Source organism: Paeniglutamicibacter psychrophenolicus (genome assembly GCF_030812255.1).
Lineage (GTDB): Bacteria > Actinomycetota > Actinomycetes > Actinomycetales > Micrococcaceae > Paeniglutamicibacter > Paeniglutamicibacter psychrophenolicus_A.
In genome coordinates, this window is the sequence record NZ_JAUSSH010000012.1 from 19,579 (window position 1) to 37,208 (window position 17,630).

General features: G+C 66.0%; 15 protein-coding genes. 5 read left to right on the forward strand and 10 right to left on the reverse strand.

All coding sequences use genetic code 11. The annotated features are described in order from the left end of the window. Positions 1 to 59: 59 nt before the first annotated feature. Positions 60 to 1,496, forward strand: coding sequence for an aldehyde dehydrogenase family protein (locus J2T21_RS15105; protein WP_307582366.1), 1,437 nt, complete (start codon positions 60 to 62; stop codon positions 1,494 to 1,496). Positions 1,497 to 1,607: 111 nt separating this feature from the next. Here the strand turns inward: J2T21_RS15105 and J2T21_RS15110 are convergent, their stop codons facing one another. From J2T21_RS15110 to J2T21_RS15130, 5 genes are all read right to left on the reverse strand, one after another. Then, the gene (locus J2T21_RS15110) at positions 1,608 to 2,201 is read right to left on the reverse strand and encodes a hypothetical protein (protein WP_307582368.1); all 594 of its coding nucleotides are present in this window, start codon (positions 2,199 to 2,201) and stop codon (positions 1,608 to 1,610) included. A gap of 123 nt (positions 2,202 to 2,324) precedes the next feature. Then, entirely contained in the window at positions 2,325 to 2,801 is a 477-nt protein-coding gene (locus tag J2T21_RS15115; RefSeq protein ID WP_307582370.1) for a hypothetical protein, read from the reverse strand. Positions 2,802 to 2,898: 97 nt separating this feature from the next. Next, a complete protein-coding gene (locus J2T21_RS15120; RefSeq protein WP_307582372.1) occupies positions 2,899 to 3,315 on the reverse strand; it encodes a hypothetical protein in 417 nt (138 codons plus the stop codon). Between the two features lie 171 nt (positions 3,316 to 3,486). Next, the gene (locus J2T21_RS15125; RefSeq protein WP_307582374.1) at positions 3,487 to 4,857 is read right to left on the reverse strand and encodes an aspartate aminotransferase family protein; all 1,371 of its coding nucleotides are present in this window, start codon (positions 4,855 to 4,857) and stop codon (positions 3,487 to 3,489) included. Positions 4,858 to 4,892: 35 nt separating this feature from the next. Next, positions 4,893 to 6,386 (reverse strand): CoA-acylating methylmalonate-semialdehyde dehydrogenase, encoded by a 1,494-nt coding sequence (locus J2T21_RS15130; RefSeq protein WP_307582376.1) that lies wholly within the window; start codon positions 6,384 to 6,386, stop codon positions 4,893 to 4,895. A gap of 114 nt (positions 6,387 to 6,500) precedes the next feature. Here J2T21_RS15130 and J2T21_RS15135 point away from each other — a divergent pair, with 114 nt between their 5' ends. Beyond that, complete coding sequence (locus J2T21_RS15135) at positions 6,501 to 8,150, forward strand: PucR family transcriptional regulator (protein ID WP_307582377.1); 1,650 nt, start codon at positions 6,501 to 6,503, stop codon at positions 8,148 to 8,150. Between the two features lie 163 nt (positions 8,151 to 8,313). Here the strand turns inward: J2T21_RS15135 and J2T21_RS15140 are convergent, their stop codons facing one another. The 3 genes from J2T21_RS15140 to J2T21_RS15150 form a co-directional block, all read right to left on the reverse strand. Next, a complete protein-coding gene (locus tag J2T21_RS15140) occupies positions 8,314 to 9,600 on the reverse strand; it encodes a dicarboxylate/amino acid:cation symporter (protein ID WP_307582379.1) in 1,287 nt (428 codons plus the stop codon). Positions 9,601 to 9,840: 240 nt separating this feature from the next. Next, entirely contained in the window at positions 9,841 to 11,790 is a 1,950-nt protein-coding gene (locus tag J2T21_RS15145; protein WP_307582381.1) for an acyl-CoA dehydrogenase family protein, read from the reverse strand. A gap of 177 nt (positions 11,791 to 11,967) precedes the next feature. After that, positions 11,968 to 12,639, reverse strand: a complete 672-nt coding sequence (locus tag J2T21_RS15150) for a helix-turn-helix transcriptional regulator (protein ID WP_307582382.1) — start codon at positions 12,637 to 12,639, stop codon at positions 11,968 to 11,970. A gap of 96 nt (positions 12,640 to 12,735) precedes the next feature. Between J2T21_RS15150 and J2T21_RS15155 the strand changes: the two genes are divergently transcribed. The 3 genes from J2T21_RS15155 to J2T21_RS15165 all read left to right on the forward strand — a co-directional run bounded on the left by J2T21_RS15155 (position 12,736) and on the right by J2T21_RS15165 (position 15,627). Next, complete coding sequence (locus J2T21_RS15155) at positions 12,736 to 13,143, forward strand: DoxX family membrane protein (protein ID WP_209906814.1); 408 nt, start codon at positions 12,736 to 12,738, stop codon at positions 13,141 to 13,143. A gap of 270 nt (positions 13,144 to 13,413) precedes the next feature. Further along, positions 13,414 to 13,698, forward strand: a complete 285-nt coding sequence (locus tag J2T21_RS15160) for a cupin domain-containing protein (RefSeq protein ID WP_307582385.1) — start codon at positions 13,414 to 13,416, stop codon at positions 13,696 to 13,698. A 261-nt stretch (positions 13,699 to 13,959) separates the two neighbouring features. Continuing rightward, on the forward strand, positions 13,960 to 15,627 hold the full coding sequence (locus J2T21_RS15165) for an MDR family MFS transporter (RefSeq protein ID WP_307582387.1): 1,668 nt from the start codon (positions 13,960 to 13,962) through the stop codon (positions 15,625 to 15,627). Positions 15,628 to 15,741: 114 nt separating this feature from the next. Here the strand turns inward: J2T21_RS15165 and J2T21_RS15170 are convergent, their stop codons facing one another. Both J2T21_RS15170 and J2T21_RS15175 read right to left on the reverse strand, forming a co-directional pair. Continuing rightward, a complete protein-coding gene (locus J2T21_RS15170) occupies positions 15,742 to 17,157 on the reverse strand; it encodes an aspartate aminotransferase family protein (protein WP_307582389.1) in 1,416 nt (471 codons plus the stop codon). After that, positions 17,154 to 17,591 (reverse strand): Lrp/AsnC family transcriptional regulator, encoded by a 438-nt coding sequence (locus J2T21_RS15175; protein ID WP_071213195.1) that lies wholly within the window; start codon positions 17,589 to 17,591, stop codon positions 17,154 to 17,156. The genes J2T21_RS15170 and J2T21_RS15175 overlap by 4 nt, the downstream gene beginning before the upstream one ends. Positions 17,592 to 17,630: the final 39 nt, after the last annotated feature.

The window sequence follows — 17,630 nt, forward strand, 5'->3', positions numbered from 1 at the left end:
CGACCCATTCAACAAACACGACATCCGGCAAACCCAGAGACAAGAAAAGGGAACGAACCATGAGCACCGAAACCAACACCGTCGCCACCTTCGCCACCGCGGACGAACTGCTCGCCGCCATCCAGCCCGCCACCGGCGGACGCGAAATCCTCGACCCGGCCACCGGCGAGCCGGTGGGTCGCGCCCCGGAACACGAGGTCGCGGACCTCGAAGCCGCCATCGCCGCGGCCCGTGCGGCACAACCGCAATGGGACGGGCTGGGCCACGCGGCACGCCGCGCCCTGATGAACCGGGCCGCCGACGCCATCGAGGCAAACGCCGAGGCGCTGGCCCACCTGCTCTCGCGCGAGCAGGGCAAGCCGCTGAACGGGCCCAACGCCCGCTTCGAGGTCGGTGCCTGCGCCGCCTGGTTGCGCGCCGCCGCATCCTTCGACCTCGAGGCCGAGGTGCTCGTCGACGACGGAACCACCTACGCGGAGATGCACTACCGCCCCTTCGGCGTCGTCGGTGCCATCGGCCCGTGGAACTGGCCGATGATGATCTCGGTCTGGCAGCTGGCCCCGGCGCTGCGCATGGGCAACACCGTGGTGATGAAGCCCAGCGAATACACCCCGCTGAGCGTGCTGGCCCTGGGCCACGTCATCAACCAGGTGCTCCCGGCCGGCGTGCTGCACGTGGTCGCCGGCGGCCGCGACGTCGGCCAGCTGCTGAGCACCCACGAGGACATCGACAAGGTCATGTTCACCGGCTCCACCGCCACCGGCAAGGCCATCATCCGGTCCTCCGCGGACACCGTGAAGCGACTGACCCTGGAATTGGGCGGCAACGATGCGGGCATCGTGCTGCCCGACGTGGACCCCAAGGCCATCGCCGAGAACCTGTTCTGGGGTGCGTTCATCAACACCGGCCAGACCTGTGCGGCCCTCAAGCGCCTCTACGTGCACAAGGACATCTATGAAGAGGTCTGTGCGGCATTGGTCGAGGTCGCGAGGAACATGCCGATGGGCGTGGGCCTGGACGAGGCCAACGTGCTGGGCCCGCTGCAGAACAAGGCCCAGTACGACATCGTCGCCGCACTGGTGGACAAGGCCACCGAATCCGGTGCGCGCGTGCTGCTCGGCGCCAACCCGCAGGCGGATCAGCCGGGCTACTTCTACCCGAGCACGCTGATCGCGGACATCGCCACCGACAACCCGCTGGTCGTCGAGGAGCAGTTCGGCCCGGTCCTGCCGATCGTCAAGGTCGACTCGATCGAGCAGGCCCTGGAACTCGCCAATGGACTTGATGTCGGCCTGGGTGCCTCCGTGTGGTCCGCCGACCGCGAGGCGGCTCGTGCCGTGGCAGCGCGCATGCAAGCCGGTACCGTGTGGATCAACAGCCACGGCGGCGTGGACCCGCGGATCCCGTTCGGCGGTGCCAAGTCCTCCGGCTACGGCGTGGAATTCGGCGTGGACGGGCTCAAGGCCCTGGGCCAGCCGCAGGTGATCAACGGCTAGGTCGGACCAGCACAGGGGTCGGGGCAGGGAGGTGCGTCAGCAGGCGGGAGCTCCACACCCCGGCCCCTTGTGCGCGCGCATCGCCACGACCGATGCGGCGTTGGCCGGTGGCTAGTCGACCTTGGCGCGCTGCGCCTTGGCCTGCTCGGCGATCACGTTTTCGGCGATGCCCTTGAGTTCCGGCGTGTAGGCGGTGAGGTGGCCGGCTTCCTGGGACACCCACCACTTCCCGCACAGGTGCGTGGTCTTTCCCTCTTGGCCGGTGGGCCACCAGTCCGCAGTCAGCAGGGGCGTTTGGTACTGGGATTCCACGCGTCCGGCGATCTCCTGGGCGGCTGCCGGATCCTCGGCGTCCAGCCCCGCCGACAGCTCGGCTTCACTGGGCTTGCCCGTCTCCGCGATCGCCGTGCAGCTTGGCGGCAGCGCGCCGCCGAACTCCATGCGCAGGATGCGCTCGTTGCCCGTGGTGCGCACAACCTCCTTGAGGTTCGTCGCCTCGTCGGGAACCCAGGATGGAACGATCTTCCTTTCCTTGCCCTCGGCCCCGGTGGCAAAATCATGGCTGGCGCTCTTGTCGTACGTGGACTCGATTCCCAGGGCGCTGCACCCGGTGAGCGCCAGGGCGGCCAGGACCGTGGCGGAGGCCAGGAAGATGGCCTTGGGGCTTAGGTATGTGGTGGGACGGGATGGCGTCGTCTGTGTCATGGCTTCGATCCTATGAAGCCGCAGGGCTTGCGCGCATCGGAGGACGGGCGCAGGTTTCGGGCATCCGACCAGGACCTGGGGTGGAGAGCCCCGGCCCCTGAAGGGACCAAGGCACCGATTCGCTCAGCCCTGGCGCAGCTCCAGGGCGTGTTCGACGGCATGCTTCGGGTCCAGCCCGAATGCCGCATCGCGCAGGACCGGTGAGCCCACGGCGTCGAAGGACACCTCGATCCCCGTGGCCGCAACGCCGTTCGCGTCCACCAAGTCGACCAAGGCAGTCGAGCCGTTCCAGCTGGTCATCACCACATCGGACACGACGTAGCGGGTTTCGACGTTGGCCTCGAGGTTCTTTTCGGATTGCTTCCACCCGACTCCGAACATCCCGGTGAACACCACGGCGGCGATGATTCCGAGGGCGGCGACGCCCGATTCGATGCCAATATCCCTGCGCCGCGCGTAGGTCTGCTGCTGGGCAGGGTCCTTGCGGAACTTGCGCCAGCGAACCAGTGCGTGGATGCCCATGGGTATGGCAAACACGACGATGATCCCGGCCACGGCGAGGTGGATCTGCGGGCTGGCGAAATCCACTGGCTGGTACATGGCCCCAGACTAACAAGGCATTTGCGCGTGCCGCATCGACCTTTAGGCGTATTACCCAGCCGTGTTGTGACTGGTCAGTCGACCTAAAACAGGGGAGCTAGACACCGGGCTCGGTGCTTGGGCGGAACCGTACCTGCCACATGGTGTTTGGATCGCCGCTCACGGCAGTGGCGGAGATTGAACCGGCCGGCAAATCCATGGTTGTTGTTGTGAACCCCGATTCGCCGCACGGGATGGTTCCTTCACCCAAGGTTGAATCTTCCTGGGAGATGGTGAAAGTTGCTTCCTTCTTGCCATTGCAGGCAAGGTCCACCGAATACCAGCCGCCGGGGATCTCGTTGGCTGTGTAGGCAGTTCCCAGGATTCCTCCGCCACGTGGGAACTGGTTGATATCGGTCTTGCCATCGTCAAAGACCGCATCAAACCATTGTTGGTCCAGTCCGTGAACCGGTGGATCTTGTGCGGCGGAACATCCGGCCAGGGCCAAGCCGGTCATGCAGAAGGCAACTGCCATCGCATGCCTTGAAATTATTTGCATGGCCCAATCTAAGCAGGTGAGCGTTGCTTTGCGGGGGTCTTGAGGCCGATTCGTCACTACGGCAAAGGCCAGATGCGAAGAAAATGAGTTTCTTGCGCATCCGGCCTTTGCAGATTCTGCTGTCTGGTTTTGCCCAGTGCCCAGTGCTCAGGCGTCGACGAATCCGTCGGCGACCGTCAGTGCCTCGTCCAGGACGGCAAGACCCGCACGCAGGTCCTCGTCGCTGATGTTCAGCGGCGGAACCACGTGGACGCGGTTGAAGTTCACGAACGGCAGCACGCCGCCGGACTTCAACGCCGCGGTCACCGCGGCCATGGCCGGGGAGGAACCGCCGTAGGGAGCCATGGGTTCGCGGGTTTCGCGGTTGGTGACCAGTTCGACGGCCCAGAAGCAGCCGGTGCCGCGCACGTCGCCCACCGACGGGTGCCTGGCCTTGAGTTCTTCCAGCACCGGGCCGATGATGTCCTCGCCCAGGCGTGCGGCGTTTTCCACCATCCCCTCGTCCTTCATGGCGTTGATGGTTGCCACGACGGCCGCGGAGGCCAGCGGGTGGCCCGAGTAGGTCAGGCCGCCCGGGTAGGCGCGTTCGCGGAAGGTCTCGAAGATCGCGTCGCTGATGGCCACCCCGCCCAGCGGAACGTAGCCGGAGTTCACGCCCTTGGCGAAGGTGAGCAGGTCCGGGATGACGTCCCAGTGGTTCACCGCGAACCACTTTCCGGCGCGGCCGAAGCCGGCCATGACCTCATCGGCAATGAAGACGATGCCGTACCTTTGGGTCAGTTCGCGCACCCCTTCCATGTAGCCGGCCGGCGGCACGTAGATGCCGCAGCTGCCCGGGATCGATTCGAGGATCAAGGCGGCAATGTTGCCCGGGCCCTCGAGCACAATGGTGTCTTCCAGGTGGCGCAGCGCGCGCTGCGTCTCCTCGGCCTCGGTGGTGGAGTTGAAGTAGGAGCGGTACGGGTAGGCCGGGAAGAAGTGCACGACGCCGTCGGTGGCGTTGTCCGAGGCCACGCGGCGCGGGTCGCCGGTGACGTTCACCGCCAGGTGCGTGCCGCCGTGGTAGCTGCGGTACGCCGAGAGGACCTTGTGCCTGCCGGTGTGCACGCGGGCCATGCGGATGGCGTGCTCGTTGGCATCGGCGCCGCCGTTGGTGAAGAAGATCTTGTTCAGGTCCCCGGGGGTCAGCTCCGCGATCAGCCGGGCCGCCTCGGAACGGGCGTCGTTGACGTATTGCGGGGCGATGGTGCAGATGTCTGCCGCCTGCGCCTGGATGGCCGCGACGACCTTGGGGTGCTGGTGGCCGATGTTGGTGTTGACCAGTTGCGAGGAAAGGTCAAGAAGCTTGTTGCCCTCCCCGTCCCAGATCCAGGAGCCCTCGGTCTTGATGATGGTCATCGGATCGAAGGGGCCCTGGGCCTGCCAGGAATGGAAGACATGCTCGCGGTCCAGGTCGTGGGCCACCTTGCCGGCGGCAATCTGCTCCGCGGTGATCTCGGTGTTCACGGAAGTGCTCATGGGAGTGGTCCCTTTCTGGATTCTGTGCTTATCGCTTAGGCGTTCTGCGGGAAGCCGAGGTTCAGGCCGCCGTGGCTCGGATCGAGCCAGCGGGAGGTGACGACCTTGCCGCGGGTGAAGAAGTTGATGCCCTCGGCGCCGTAGGCGTGGGTGTCGCCGAAGAGCGAGTTCTTCCAGCCGCCGAAGGAGTAGTAGGCCATCGGCACCGGGATGGGCACGTTGATGCCGACCATGCCGACCTGGATCTCGTTCTCGAAGCGGCGGGCGGCGCCTCCGTCGTTGGTGAAGATCGCGGTGCCGTTGCCGAACTCGTTGGCGTTGATGGTCTCGATGCCCTCGTCGAAGGAGTCTACGCGCACCACCGAGAGCACCGGCCCGAAGATCTCGTCGGTGTAGATGGACATGTCGGTGGTGACGTTGTCGAAGAGCGTCGGGTTCAGGAAGAAGCCCTCCCCGTCGGCATCCGGGGTGACCTTGCGCCCGTCCAGCACCATGGTGGCGCCGGCCGCCTCGCCGGCGTCGATGTAGCCGGCGACCTTGTCGCGGTGTGCGGCGGTGACCAGCGGGCCCATGTCGCAGCCGCGGGTGCCGTCGCCCACGCGCAGGGTGGCGGTGCGCTCGGCGATCTTGGCGACCAGCGCATCTGCGATCGAGTCGATGGCGACGATCGCGGAGATGGCCATGCAGCGCTCGCCGGCGGCGCCGAATCCGGCGTTGACGGCGGCGTCGGCCGCCAGGTCCAGGTCGGCATCCGGGAGCACCAGCATGTGGTTCTTGGCCCCGCCCAGGGCCTGGACGCGCTTGCCGTGCGCGGTGCCGGTGGCGTAGACGTACTGGGCGATCGGGGTGGATCCCACGAAGGAGACCGAGGAGACGCGCGGGTCGGTCAGCAGGACATCGACCGCTTCCTTGTCGCCGTTGACCACGTTGAACACGCCGTCCGGAAGTCCTGCTTCCTTCCAGAGCTCGGCCATCCAGATGGCGGCGGTCGGGTCCTTCTCGCTGGGCTTGAGCACCACGGTGTTGCCCGCGGCGATGGCGATGGGGAAGAACCACATCGGGACCATGGCCGGGAAGTTGAAGGGGGAGATGATGGCCGAGACGCCCAATGGCTGGCGGATCGAGTGGACATCGATCTTGGTGGAGGCGTTCTCCGTGTAGCCGCCCTTGACCAGGTGCGGGATGCCGCAGGCGTACTCGACGACTTCCTGGCCGCGGGCGATTTCCCCCATGGCATCGTCCAGCACCTTGCCGTGCTCGGCGGTGATGATCGCCGCGAGCTCGCCCTTGCGCTTGTTGAGCAGCTCGCGGTAGTTGAACAGGATGTTGGCGCGGCGGGTCAGCGAGGTGTCGCGCCAGGCCGGGAAGGCGGCGTGCGCCGCGGCGATGACCTCGGCGGTGGTGCCGGCACTGGCCAGCGCCACGCGGGAGGAGACCTCTCCGGTGGCGGGGTTCATGACGTCGGCGTAGCGGGAGTCTGCAGGTGCTTCGAGGGTGGTGCCGTTGGACCAGTGTGCGAGGGTTTCCACGGAGGTGGTGTCCTTTCAAGACGGGGAAGCTGTTGCCTCCATTGTGTCGTCCGGGACATACCCACAACACCGGCAACATGTAACCTCTTTGCGTAAAAGCAATACACTCTGTTCATGAGTCCCCTGAACACCCACCCGCAACCGGCCGTGGCCGGGACGCTGAGCATCGCCCGGATCCTTGAATTGCCCGCCGTCGCCGCGGGGGAGCCGGAGGTCCTGGGAGGATCCTCATTGCTTCAGAGCCCGGTGCGCTGGGTGCACGTGGCCGAGACCCCGCAGCTGGCGGACCTGCTGTCCGGCGGGGAACTGGTGTTGACCACCGGCATGACCTTCGGGGATACCGGCAGCGGGGTCGCCGAGTTCCTGGACCAGGTGCGCCGGGCCGGGGCCGCGGGGATCATCGTCGAACTGGTCGCCTCGCCGGCCGCCCAACGCTCCCCGGCCATCGAGGCCCTGCGCCAGGTGGCCGCGCAAAATGAATTCCCGGTGGTGCTGCTGCACCGGAGGGTCAGGTTCGTCGAGATCACCGAGGTGGTGCACCGGATGCTGGTTTCGGACCAGCTCGCCGCCCTGGAGCGCTCGCGGATGATCCACGAGGTCTTCACGGCACTGAGCCTGCAAAACGCCACCGAGGAAGGGATCGTGGCGCGCGCCGCGGAACTCATCGGAGCCCCCGTCGTCCTCGAGGATGTGGCCCACCTGGTCCTGGGCTTCGACCCCGGGCCGCGGCCGGATGCCGGGTTGCTGGCGCACTGGCCCGAGCGCTCGCGCCGGGTCGGCTACCTGGAATCCACCGGACGCGGCATGGGGGAGGAAAGCTGGCTGCAGACCCCGGTGGGGATCCAGGGCCAACGCTGGGGCCGGCTGGTGGTTCCCGGGGAACCGGGCAACGACCCGGACGCGGCCATGGTGCTCGAACGAGCCGGGCAGACCCTGTCGATTGCCCGGCTGGCCGGGCGGGACCAGAAGGAATTGCTGCACCAGGCCCGGGCCGGGCTGCTGCACGAACTGCGCCAGCCCCACGCCCTGGGTGTCGAGGAGGTGCTGATCCGGGCGCAGGCGCTCGGGCTGGCCGAATCCCCCCATTACGTCCCGGTGGTGTTCCGGCTCGACAAGCACCGCGGGCAGACGCCCACCGGCGTGCAGCTGCGCGAGCGGGCCCTGCTCGATGCGATCAACGCCGTGGTGGATTCCACCAGGTCCACCGCGCTGGCCGCCAGTCTGCAAAGCGGGCAGGTCGGCATGGTGCTGGGCGTCGGGGCCAAGCAGCTCGAGGAACCGCTGCTGGAGCGGCTCTGCCGGCAACTGGCCCAGGGCCAGCCCGCCATCGACTGGTCGGTGGGGGTGGGCCGGGGACGGCGCAGCGTGAAGGAGGCCGCGCACGGGCTGGAGGAAGCAATCCAAGTCGCCGAGACCGTGGCGACCTTCGACACCCGCGCGCGGCCCTTCTACCGCTTTGCCGACGTGCGCCTGCGTGGATTGCTGGCCTTGATGCGCGAGGATGCACGGCTGAAATCCTTCGCCGAGGCCGAGCTGGCCGGGATCCTGGACCCGCCCGACGAGCCCGCGCTCGAGCTGCTCGGCCTGTACCTGAAGCACGGCGGAAACAAGTCGGCACTGGCCCGCACCGGGTTCCTGAGCCGCCCGGCGCTCTATGCGCGGCTGGAGAAGCTTGAGGACAAGCTCGGGGTCAGCCTGGAGGATGCCGAGTCGCGCACCTCCCTGCACGTGGCATTGCTCTGGCTCGGGGTGGGCGTGAAGTAGCCGGCCCGCCACGGGGCCACCGGTTGGCGTGGTCCCTTCCCTGCGGAACGGGCAAGGCCGCCCGGGCCGCGATTTGCGCGGTGGTCCGGACGGCCTTCTTCGCATCACCTTCAGCGGGGATGCACGTGGCCGGCGTCGTCGGACGACGCCGGCCCGGTAGGTCTTAGTTGTTCGGCAGGGCGTGTTCTTCGAGCTTGCCGCCCTCGGCGGCCTCGACGTCTTCGTCCGCCGGGTCCTGTGCCTGCGTGCCCAGGTGGCCGCGGGTGAGCTTGTTCATGATCAGGGCGATGGCGCCATCGCCGGTCACGTTGGTTGCGGTGCCGAAGCTGTCCAGCGCGATGTACGCGGCGAACATGAGGCCGACCTCGACCTCGCCGAAGTCGAGCATCTGTGCCAGCAGGCCCGCGGCCGCGGCGATCGCTCCGCCGGGAACGCCCGGGGCGGCGATCATCATGACGCCGAGCATCAGGATGAAGGGCAGGTACGCGCCGAAGGAGACATCCCCGCCGGACAGCAGCAGCACCGCGATGGAGAAGCAGGTGATCTTGACCATCGAGCCGGAGAGGTGGATGGTCGCGCACAGCGGAACCACAAAGCCGGCAACCGAGCTGGAGACGCCGTTCTTCTTGGTCGATTCGAGGGTTACCGGAATCGTCGCGGCCGAGGAGGAGGTGCCCAGGGCCGTGAAGTAGGCATCGCGCATGTTCCACAACGCCTTCAGCGGGTTCTGGCCCGACATGGCACCCGCCACCGAGTATTGGATGAGCAGCACGATCAGGCACAACGCGAACGACACCACGGCAACGAGCAGGAACTTGGTGACGATGGTGACCGCCGAGCCGCTGGCCGAAAGATCCATGAAGATGCCGAAGATGAACAGCGGCAGTGCCGGAACAATGATCCGGCGGATCACGGACTCTACGATGGTGCGGAACTCGACGGCTCCGCGGAAGAGCACCTTGGAGTGGAAGGCGGTCAATCCGACACCGATCACGAAGGCGAGGACCAGTGCGCTCATCACGTCGATGACCGGCGGCAGCACAATCTCCGTGGCCGAATCACCCGCGCTGGAAACCACCGTGAGGAACGGTTCGAAACCGGACCCCGACTCGTCGCCCAGCTCCTCCAGCCCGCCACCGGCCAGCGACGGGGTGAACAGCCAACGGCTCACGAAGTACGCGAGCAGACCTGCGATGATGGTGGAACCGTATGCGATTGCGGCGGTGGCGCCGAGCCACTTGCCGGCGCCCTTGCCGAGCTCGGCGATCGCCGGCATGACCAGGCCCAGGATGATCAGCGGCACGATGAAGCCGAGGAACCCGGAGAAGATCGAGTTGTAGGTCAGGAACGCCCCGCCCAGCCACTCGGGCATGATCGGGCCGGTCAGGATGCCCAGGACGATGGCTACGATGATCCAGCCGAGCAGGGGGATCGATTTCAGGAAATTCATGGGGTCCTCAAGGTGACGGAAACGAGTGCCGCGGGTATGCGAAACATGGAGGTGGCGCGGGTCACGCCTCAGCAATAGTAGGCTGTGCGGGCCATTACTCGAAATCCACGGGCCGTGTCCCTCCCACGCGGCGGAGGCGGGCCCCGCGGCGTTCGGGGCGGATCGGCGACGGCACGGGGAACCCGGGGAAGCAACCACCGGGGGAAACCGCGCCGTGCCGCCGGGGCACGGCCTCCACGTTTAGGCCCCGTAGGGGCGCCGGTGATCGGGCAATGTCTCGGTCGACCAGGGGGCGATCCATTCCCCGGTTCCCTCGGAGGGATCAACGATCCCGGATTCCAGCCAGGTAAAGTCCCCGGCCAGGACCTTCTTGGAAAGCTTCCGGTCGGTCTTGTCGCTGTTGGCCCACAGGTCGCGGAACAGGGTTTCGCAGCGGTGCTCGGATTGTTCGCAGAAGGCCAGGGCCAGCAGCTCGGCCGAGGTGGCGTTTGCCGGGTCCTGGGTGCGCATGAGCTCTACCCGGGAGATGCAGGCGGCCATGGCGAAGAGCTCGGCGCCCAGGTCCACGACCCGGCCCAGGAAGGCCTGGTGGCTTTCCATGCCGGCCTGCCAGGTGGCCATGCCGGCGAACGTGTGCCGCGCCAGGCGCCGCGAGGCCCGCTCGATGTAGCGCAGGTACTTGGCCAGCCTGCCGATCTCCGAATAGGAATGGGGCAGTAGCCCGGAACCGACCGCCAGGGTCGGCAGCCACCTGGCATAGAAGCCGGAGGCGCCCATGGCGGCCTTGGCTTTCGCCTGTAGGTCCGCGTCCTTGTTGGCCAGGTCCCCGGCGGCCTTCAGATGGGCATCGACAGCCTCGCGCGCAATGAGCAGGTGCATGATCTCGGTGGAGCCCTCAAAGATCCGGTTGATCCGCAAATCCCGCAGCAGTTGCTCAACGGGCACCGAGCGTTCTCCGCGGGCATGCTGCGAGGCCGCGGTTTCGTAGCCCCGTCCGCCGCGGATCTGCAGCAGCTCGTCGGCGATCTTGTAGGAGACCTCGGAGGAGAAGAGCTTGGCCAGGGCGGCCTCGATGCGCACGTCCTTCATTCCGGCATCGGCCAGGGCGGCCGAGAGCTCGAAGACCGCTTCGAGGGCAAAGGTGTTGGCGGCGATGTAGGCGATCTTCTTGCCGACCGCCTCGTGCTCCCCGACCGGCTTGCCCCACTGGATGCGGGCGTTGGACCATTCGCGGGCGATCTTCAGGGACCATTTCCCGGCCCCGGCGCACATGGCCGGGATGGACAGGCGTCCGGTGTTCAGGGTGCTCAGGGCGATCTTGAGACCCGCGCCTTCCTTGCCCAGGCGGTTTTCGACGGGGACCACCACGTCGTGGAAGCGGGTCACGCCGTTTTCGATGCCGCGCAGCCCCATGAAGGCATTGCGGTTCTCCACGATGATGCCGGGGGAGTCGGCCTCCACGACGAAGGCGCTGATTCCGCCCCGGGACTTGCTGCCGTCGGGCAGCTGGTGGGGCGGGACCGCTGCCATGACCACGAGCAGCTCGGCCACCACCCCGTTGGTGGTCCAGAGCTTGGCCCCGTTGAGGGTGTAGCTCGTGCCATCCTCCGCAAGGGTTGCCGTGGTGCCCAGGCGTGCGGGGTCGGAGCCGACATCGTTTTCGGTAAGCAGGAATGCCGAGATGGACCCGGCTGCGCAGCGGGGGAGGAAGGCCCGTTTTTGCTCCTCGGTGCCGAACATCTTCACAGGCTCGGGAACGCCGATGGATTGGTGGGCCGAGAGCAGCGCACCAAGGCTGGGGTTGAGCGTGCCCACCAGCATCAGGGCCCGGCCGTAGTCGGCCAAATCAAGGCCGAGCCCGCCGTATTCCACCGGAATCTTCATGCCGAACGCGCCGACCTCGCGCAGTGCCCGGATGATCTCGTCGGGGATCCGGGACTCGCGTTCGATGGCACCGGTGTCGAGGCCCTTGATGGCCTCGCGCAGCCGTGCCATGAACGCCGTTCCGCGCGCTGCGGCCTCCGGGTCTGGTTGCGGATGCGGGTGGACCAGTCCCCAGTCGAAGTCGCCCATGTACAGGCCCTTGGCGAAGCTGGGCCGTTCCCACTGTTGCTCGCGGGCGGCTTCGGCCACCTGGCGTGCAACCTTCTCATCGACGCGTTCACCGGAATGCTGTTCATCAATGCTCATGGCGCTTCCTCTGTCCAAAACAAAGGGCCCGACACGGGGACTTACAGGCCCTGGCGTATTGATGCCAGCCTAGCCGCGACGCCCGGTTGCCGATAGGGGCATTGGCAAGGTGCGACGCGGGCTGCCAAGGGGGCACGGGAGCAACGGAAAGAAGCGGCACACGGGCCCGCTGCGCGGCTAGCCCTCGTGCGGGTCGAGCCGCACGCAGCAGTGGTGCTCGTTCGTGGGCGGGTCGAAGCATGCGCGGTACGGCGCGTTGGCGCCATCGACCGCGGCCGTAAGCAACTCGAGGTTCATGGTGCAGACGGTGGTGCGGTGGCTGGCGGAGAGCTGGTGGAACGGGCAGTCCAGCAGGCCGATGGAGCCGTCCTCGCGTACTTCGGGTCGGTAGCCGTGGTCTGCCAGTGCCTGCGTCAGCGAGCTGGCATGTGCACCAATTGACTGACCGGCTTCGCGTGCAACCTCGGCCAACACAGGTGCAACGGGCCGGTTCTCGGTGCCGGCCCGATCGATGGCACTGGCCATGATGTTCGCGGCCAACGCATATTCCCGGTGCGGAATGCTTGCGGATACGTCGATCCGGGTGGCCGAATACAGCTTGGCCGGCCGCCCCGACCCCGGCCCGCCCTTTCCGTTGAGCCGCCGAAACTCCACGGAAAGGAGTCCTTGGTCTGCGAGCTTGTCCAGTTGGAAGGCCACCGTGTTGCGTGGAAGTTCGAGGCCCGAGGCGCATTCGTCGCGACCCACGGCAGTCTCACTGGTGCGCACGAATTCATAGACGGCCTTGCGTACCGGGTCGGCCAAGGCCGCCACGGCATTGAGCCCTTGATCCCCTGCTTGAAACCTCATGGCTCCAGTCTAAATCTAAAGTTAGCAACTGTTGACTTAGAGCGGACGATGTTTCTAAAGTTAGATATCATCACTTTAGAAGAAAGGGTCGAGATCATGGCCACCCACACCGTGAACACCGCGGCCGAGAAAAGCGCCCAGCTTCATCACCAGGCCTTCTTTGTTTTGCGCACGATCTTCACCGTCGCGCCCATCGTCTTTGGACTCGACAAGTTCACCAACCTGCTCACCGACTGGACGCACTACCTGGCTCCCTTGGCCACCGACATCATCCCGGTCAGCCCGCAGGTTTTCATGTATGCGGTCGGCGTCGTTGAAATCATCGCCGGCATCCTCGTGGCACTTCGCCCCAAGATCGGCTCCTTGGTCGTTTGCCTCTGGCTGCTGGGAATCATCGTGAACCTGATCATCCTGCCGGGGTTCTTCGATGTGGCCCTTCGTGACTTCGGCCTGCTGGTGGCCGCATTTGCCCTGAACCGCCTGGCATTGGCGCGGGACGTTTAGTCAGGTTTGGCTCCCGGCGGCACTACGACACCTGCAATTGTGGCTGCCCGGTGGACGAAGAAGACTCGTTCACCGGACCGCCACTTTTTCCTTGCCCGGGATCGATGGGGCGGTTCACTGAACCAAACTGCCCGGTAGCCTGTGGCGGCCTTGTTGCCCGATGCCGGAGCGAAATGCGACGATGGGCCAGAACCCATCAGCAGGAATCCTCCGGGACCCCAGGCAATGCCAATCGGGCTTGCGCCGTCAACGAAAAGGGCAAGATCCTTCATGAAGCGAACCGCGGCCACCGCCACCGTGCAAATCGACTACGATCGTGTCCGCGTGACCGAGTGGCGATTCCCGCCCGGCACCGAAACCGGATGGCACATCCACCCGACCGACTACGTCGTCGTACCCATGGACACCGGCGAACTGCTGCTTGAGACCCGTGACGGCACAGTCCGGAACAAACTCACTGCCGGGGTGTCCTACACCCGTGCAGCCGGAAGCGAGCACAACGTCATCAACGATGCGGATACCGAATTCGTGTTCGTGGAAATCGAGCTTAAATAGTGTCTTCCTGTATGCCTGCTGTGTAGCGGTCGACGGCCATTGTTTCCACGAAGCCGGACTGCCACCATGGAAGAATGCCCCGCACGCCCATTGGATGCATGAACAGCGCAATGAACCGAAAGACGCGGTCGGAGACACCGCGGCACTTTCCGTAGTCCCGTCCCGTGCAAGAAAACCAACCACAACAACACCGGTGCAACGCGGGTCCGCGATGCGAACCCTTGGGGCACGCGGTTCTTGCAACGAACGGAATGCCTTCCCATGACGATTCCAACGGCGCGCGCGGAACGCACCGAAGAGCAAAAACAACACCGCAACATCCTGCTGGTCTTTGCCGGACTGGTCATGACCATGCTGTTGGCCTCCCTGGACCAAACGATCTTCTCCACCGCACTGCCAACGATCGTCGGTGAACTCAACGGCGTCAACGAAATGCTGTGGGTCATCACCATATACATCCTGGCGTCCACCATCACGCTGCCGATTTACGGGAAGATGGGCGATCTGGTGGGCCGCAAGGGCATCTTCATGGGCGCCATCAGCCTTTTCATCGCCGGGTCGATCGTGGGTGGCTTTGCCCCGGACATGGCGTGGTTGATTGCCGGGCGCGGCATCCAGGGGCTGGGCGGCGGCGGGCTGATGGTGCTCTCCCAGGCGATCATCGCCGACGTGGTTCCGGCCCGCGAGCGCGGCAAGTACATGGGCATCATGGGCGGGGTCTTCGCGCTGTCCTCGGTGGCGGGTCCGTTGCTGGGCGGCTGGTTCACCGAGGAAGTGACGTGGCGGTGGTGCCTGTGGATGAATATCCCGCTGGGCATCATGGCCTTGGTTGCGGCGCTGTTCTTCCTCCACCTTCCCGAGACTGCCGCCGGGCAGCGGCCGCGGGTGGATGTGGGCGGCATGCTGCTGCTGGCGGTGGCCTCCACGGCGTTGGTGCTGACCACCACCTGGGGCGGGACCACCTACGCGTGGGATTCGGCCATGGTGCTCTTCCTCATGGGACTCACGCTGACCGCCGCGGTGCTGTTCGTGCTGGTGGAACGGCGGGCCCAGGCCCCCATCATGTCCATGAAGTTGTTCAGGGAGCCCAACTTCATCCGGACCACCCTGGCCGGCCTGGTCATCGGGGTGGCCATGTTCGGGGCGCTGGCCTACCTGCCCACGTTCCTGCAGATGGTCACCGGGGCCAACGCCACCCAGGCTGGTTTGCTGATGATCCCTATGATGGGCGGGCTGCTGGTGACCTCCGTTGGCTCCGGCGCCTTCGTGAGCAAGACCGGGCGCTACAAGTGGTTTCCCGTGGTGGGCACTCTTGTGGTCGCCGGGGCGCTGGCCCTGCTCTCGACCATGGATGCAGACCTCCAGGTGTGGATCATCTGTTGCTATCTCGCGCTGATGGGCGTCGGGCTAGGGCTGGGAATGCAGATCCTGGTGTTGATCGTGCAAAACACCTTTCCCAACTCGCAGGTGGGCATGGCCACGGCGGCCAACAACTACTTCCGGCAGATTGGTGCCTCGATCGGCACGGCCGTGGTCGGCAGCGTCTTCGTGACGAACCTGGGCGCTCTGCTGGCCGAACGGATGCCGGCCGCCGGTGCCGGTCCCCAGGGTGATTCGAACTCGTTCACCCCGGAGTTGGTGCGGTCCCTGCCCGAGGGGATTCGCCACATCATTGTCGGGGCCTACAGCGATGCGCTGACTCCGGTGTTCCTCTACATGGTCCCGTTGGTGATTGCCGCCGCGATCGTGCTGGTGTTCCTGGGGGAAAAGCCCTTGGCCACCTCCATCGAGCGCGACGGGCACAAGAAGCCGGTTCCGGTTGCGGATTCCGGGCCCGACCCGGCAAACCCGGAGCAGGGAACCGCGCCCGGGCCGGCCTCCGGCACCCCGGGGCCGCGCCACCGGGCGACGTCCCCCGGCGACGGGTAGAGGGGCAGCCCGGGGATGGAGTCGGCCCCCGCCATCGACGGACAACGCCGGAGAGGCCGGGGCGGTGAATACCCCACCGACCCGGCCTCTCTGGGTTGCGTTCCCGCGGTCTTCCTAGAGGTGGTTCTCCGCCTCGGAAAGCACCGAACGCAGGATCGACTCCATCGCATCGAATTCCGGCGGACCCACGGTCAGCGGCGGGGCCAGCTGGATCACCGGGTCCCCGCGGTCATCGGCGCGGCAATACAGGCCGGCGTCATAGAGCGCAGTGGACAGGAAGCCGCGCAGCAGTCGCTCGGATTCGTCGTCGTTGAACGTTTCCTTGGTCTTCTTGTCCTTGACCAGCTCGATGCCGTAGAAGTACCCGGCACCGCGCACGTCCCCGACGATCGGCAGGTCCTTGAGCCTCTCCAGGGTGGACTTGAAGATCGGGGCGTTGTCCTTGACCCGCTGGTTCAGCCCCTCGCGCTCGAAGATGTCCAGGTTTGCCATGGCCACCGCAGTGGACACCGGGTGCCCGCCAAAGGTGTAGCCGTGGTAGAACGTGGTGTCCCCGTGCTTGAAGGGCTCGAAGAGCCTTTCGGAGGCGATCATCGCGCCCAGCGGCGAGTAGCCGCTGGTGATGCCCTTGGCACAGGTGATGATGTCCGGGACGTAGCCGAAGTCGTCGCAGGCGAACATCGAGCCGATGCGGCCGAAGGCGCAGATGACCTCGTCCGAGACCAGCAGCACGTCGTACTCGTCGCAGATCTCCCGGACCCGCTGGAAATATCCCGGGGGAGGGGGGAAGCAGCCGCCGGAGTTCTGTACCGGTTCGAGGAAGACCGCGGCGACCGAATCGGCGCCCTCGAACTCGATGGCCTCGCGGATGCGCTCGGCGGCCCAGAAACCGAAGTCCTTCTCGTTGTCCGCGAACTGCTCCGGCGCACGGTAGAAGTTGGTGTTCGGGACCCGGAAGGTGCCCGGCACCAACGGCTCGAAGGGTGTCTTCATGCCCGGCAATGAGGTGATCGCCAGGGCTCCCTGCGGGGTGCCGTGATAGGCGAGCGCCCGGGAAATCACCTTGTACTTCCCGGGCTTGCCCTGCAGCTTGAAGTACTGCTTGGCGAGCTTGAAGGCCGACTCGACCGCTTCTCCGCCGCCGGTGGTGAAGAAGACGCGGTTCAGGTCGCCCGGTGCGTAGTTGGCCAGGCGCTCGGCGAGGTCGATGGCCGGTTCGTGCGCGTAGGACCACAGCGGCATGAAGGCAAGCTTTTCGGCCTGCTTGGCGGCGGCCTCGGCCAGTTCGGCCCTGCCGTGTCCGGCGTTGACGACAAAGAGGCCGGCAAGCCCGTCAATGTAGCTGTTGCCCTTGTCGTCCCAGAGTGTGTGGCCCTTGCCCCGGATGATGATCGGAACGCGGCCGCCCTCCTGCAGGACGGAGTGGCGTGCCATGTGCATCCACAGGTGGTCCCTGGCGGCGGCCTGGCGGTCGGTGCCCAGGGGCGTGGTGCTGGCGGCGGTGTTGGTTGTGGTGCTGGAAATGCTCATCGGGTACCCCAGTTGTATTCCTGTTTGCGCAGCGAGAGATACATGAACGTTTCGGTTTCACGTACCCCCTCCACGGATCGAATTTCTGTGATGATACGAAGCAGGTCCTCATCATTGGCGCAGATGACCTCCGCAATGATGTCCGACGGCCCGGCCACCACAACGCAGTAGTCGACTTCGGGCAGGGCTGCGATCCTGTCGGCGGTGGCAATGATGTCGCCGGTGGACCGGATGCCCAGGAGGGCCTGGCGCTTGAAGCCAAGCTGCAGCGGGTCGGTGACCGCCACTACCTGCATGACTTTGCTGTCGACGAGTTTTTGGACCCGCTGCCGCACGGCTGCCTCGCTGAGGCCCACTGCCTTGCCGATGGCAGCGTATGAACGCCGCCCGTCTTGCTGCAATTGCTCAATGATCGCCTTGGACGTTTCATCCATGACGAAGCCATGGGATGTGCCGTTGGGTGCGGATTGGGT

What these genes read in the sequence shown, in the direction of transcription:
- J2T21_RS15140 (WP_307582379.1), bottom strand. Translation starts at nt 9,600, where the DNA reads ATGAATTTCCTGAAATCGATCCCCCTGCTCGGCTGGATCATCGTAGCC.
- J2T21_RS15120 (WP_307582372.1), bottom strand. Translation starts at nt 3,315, where the DNA reads ATGGCAGTTGCCTTCTGCATGACCGGCTTGGCCCTGGCCGGATGTTCC.
- J2T21_RS15115 (WP_307582370.1), bottom strand. Translation starts at nt 2,801, where the DNA reads ATGTACCAGCCAGTGGATTTCGCCAGCCCGCAGATCCACCTCGCCGTG.
- J2T21_RS15155 (WP_209906814.1), top strand. Translation starts at nt 12,736, where the DNA reads ATGGCCACCCACACCGTGAACACCGCGGCCGAGAAAAGCGCCCAGCTT.
- J2T21_RS15135 (WP_307582377.1), top strand. Translation starts at nt 6,501, where the DNA reads ATGAGTCCCCTGAACACCCACCCGCAACCGGCCGTGGCCGGGACGCTG.
- J2T21_RS15150 (WP_307582382.1), bottom strand. Translation starts at nt 12,639, where the DNA reads ATGAGGTTTCAAGCAGGGGATCAAGGGCTCAATGCCGTGGCGGCCTTG.
- J2T21_RS15160 (WP_307582385.1), top strand. Translation starts at nt 13,414, where the DNA reads ATGAAGCGAACCGCGGCCACCGCCACCGTGCAAATCGACTACGATCGT.
- J2T21_RS15145 (WP_307582381.1), bottom strand. Translation starts at nt 11,790, where the DNA reads ATGAGCATTGATGAACAGCATTCCGGTGAACGCGTCGATGAGAAGGTT.
- J2T21_RS15110 (WP_307582368.1), bottom strand. Translation starts at nt 2,201, where the DNA reads ATGACACAGACGACGCCATCCCGTCCCACCACATACCTAAGCCCCAAG.
- J2T21_RS15105 (WP_307582366.1), top strand. Translation starts at nt 60, where the DNA reads ATGAGCACCGAAACCAACACCGTCGCCACCTTCGCCACCGCGGACGAA.
- J2T21_RS15175 (WP_071213195.1), bottom strand. Translation starts at nt 17,591, where the DNA reads ATGGATGAAACGTCCAAGGCGATCATTGAGCAATTGCAGCAAGACGGG.
- J2T21_RS15125 (WP_307582374.1), bottom strand. Translation starts at nt 4,857, where the DNA reads ATGAGCACTTCCGTGAACACCGAGATCACCGCGGAGCAGATTGCCGCC.
- J2T21_RS15165 (WP_307582387.1), top strand. Translation starts at nt 13,960, where the DNA reads ATGACGATTCCAACGGCGCGCGCGGAACGCACCGAAGAGCAAAAACAA.
- J2T21_RS15170 (WP_307582389.1), bottom strand. Translation starts at nt 17,157, where the DNA reads ATGAGCATTTCCAGCACCACAACCAACACCGCCGCCAGCACCACGCCC.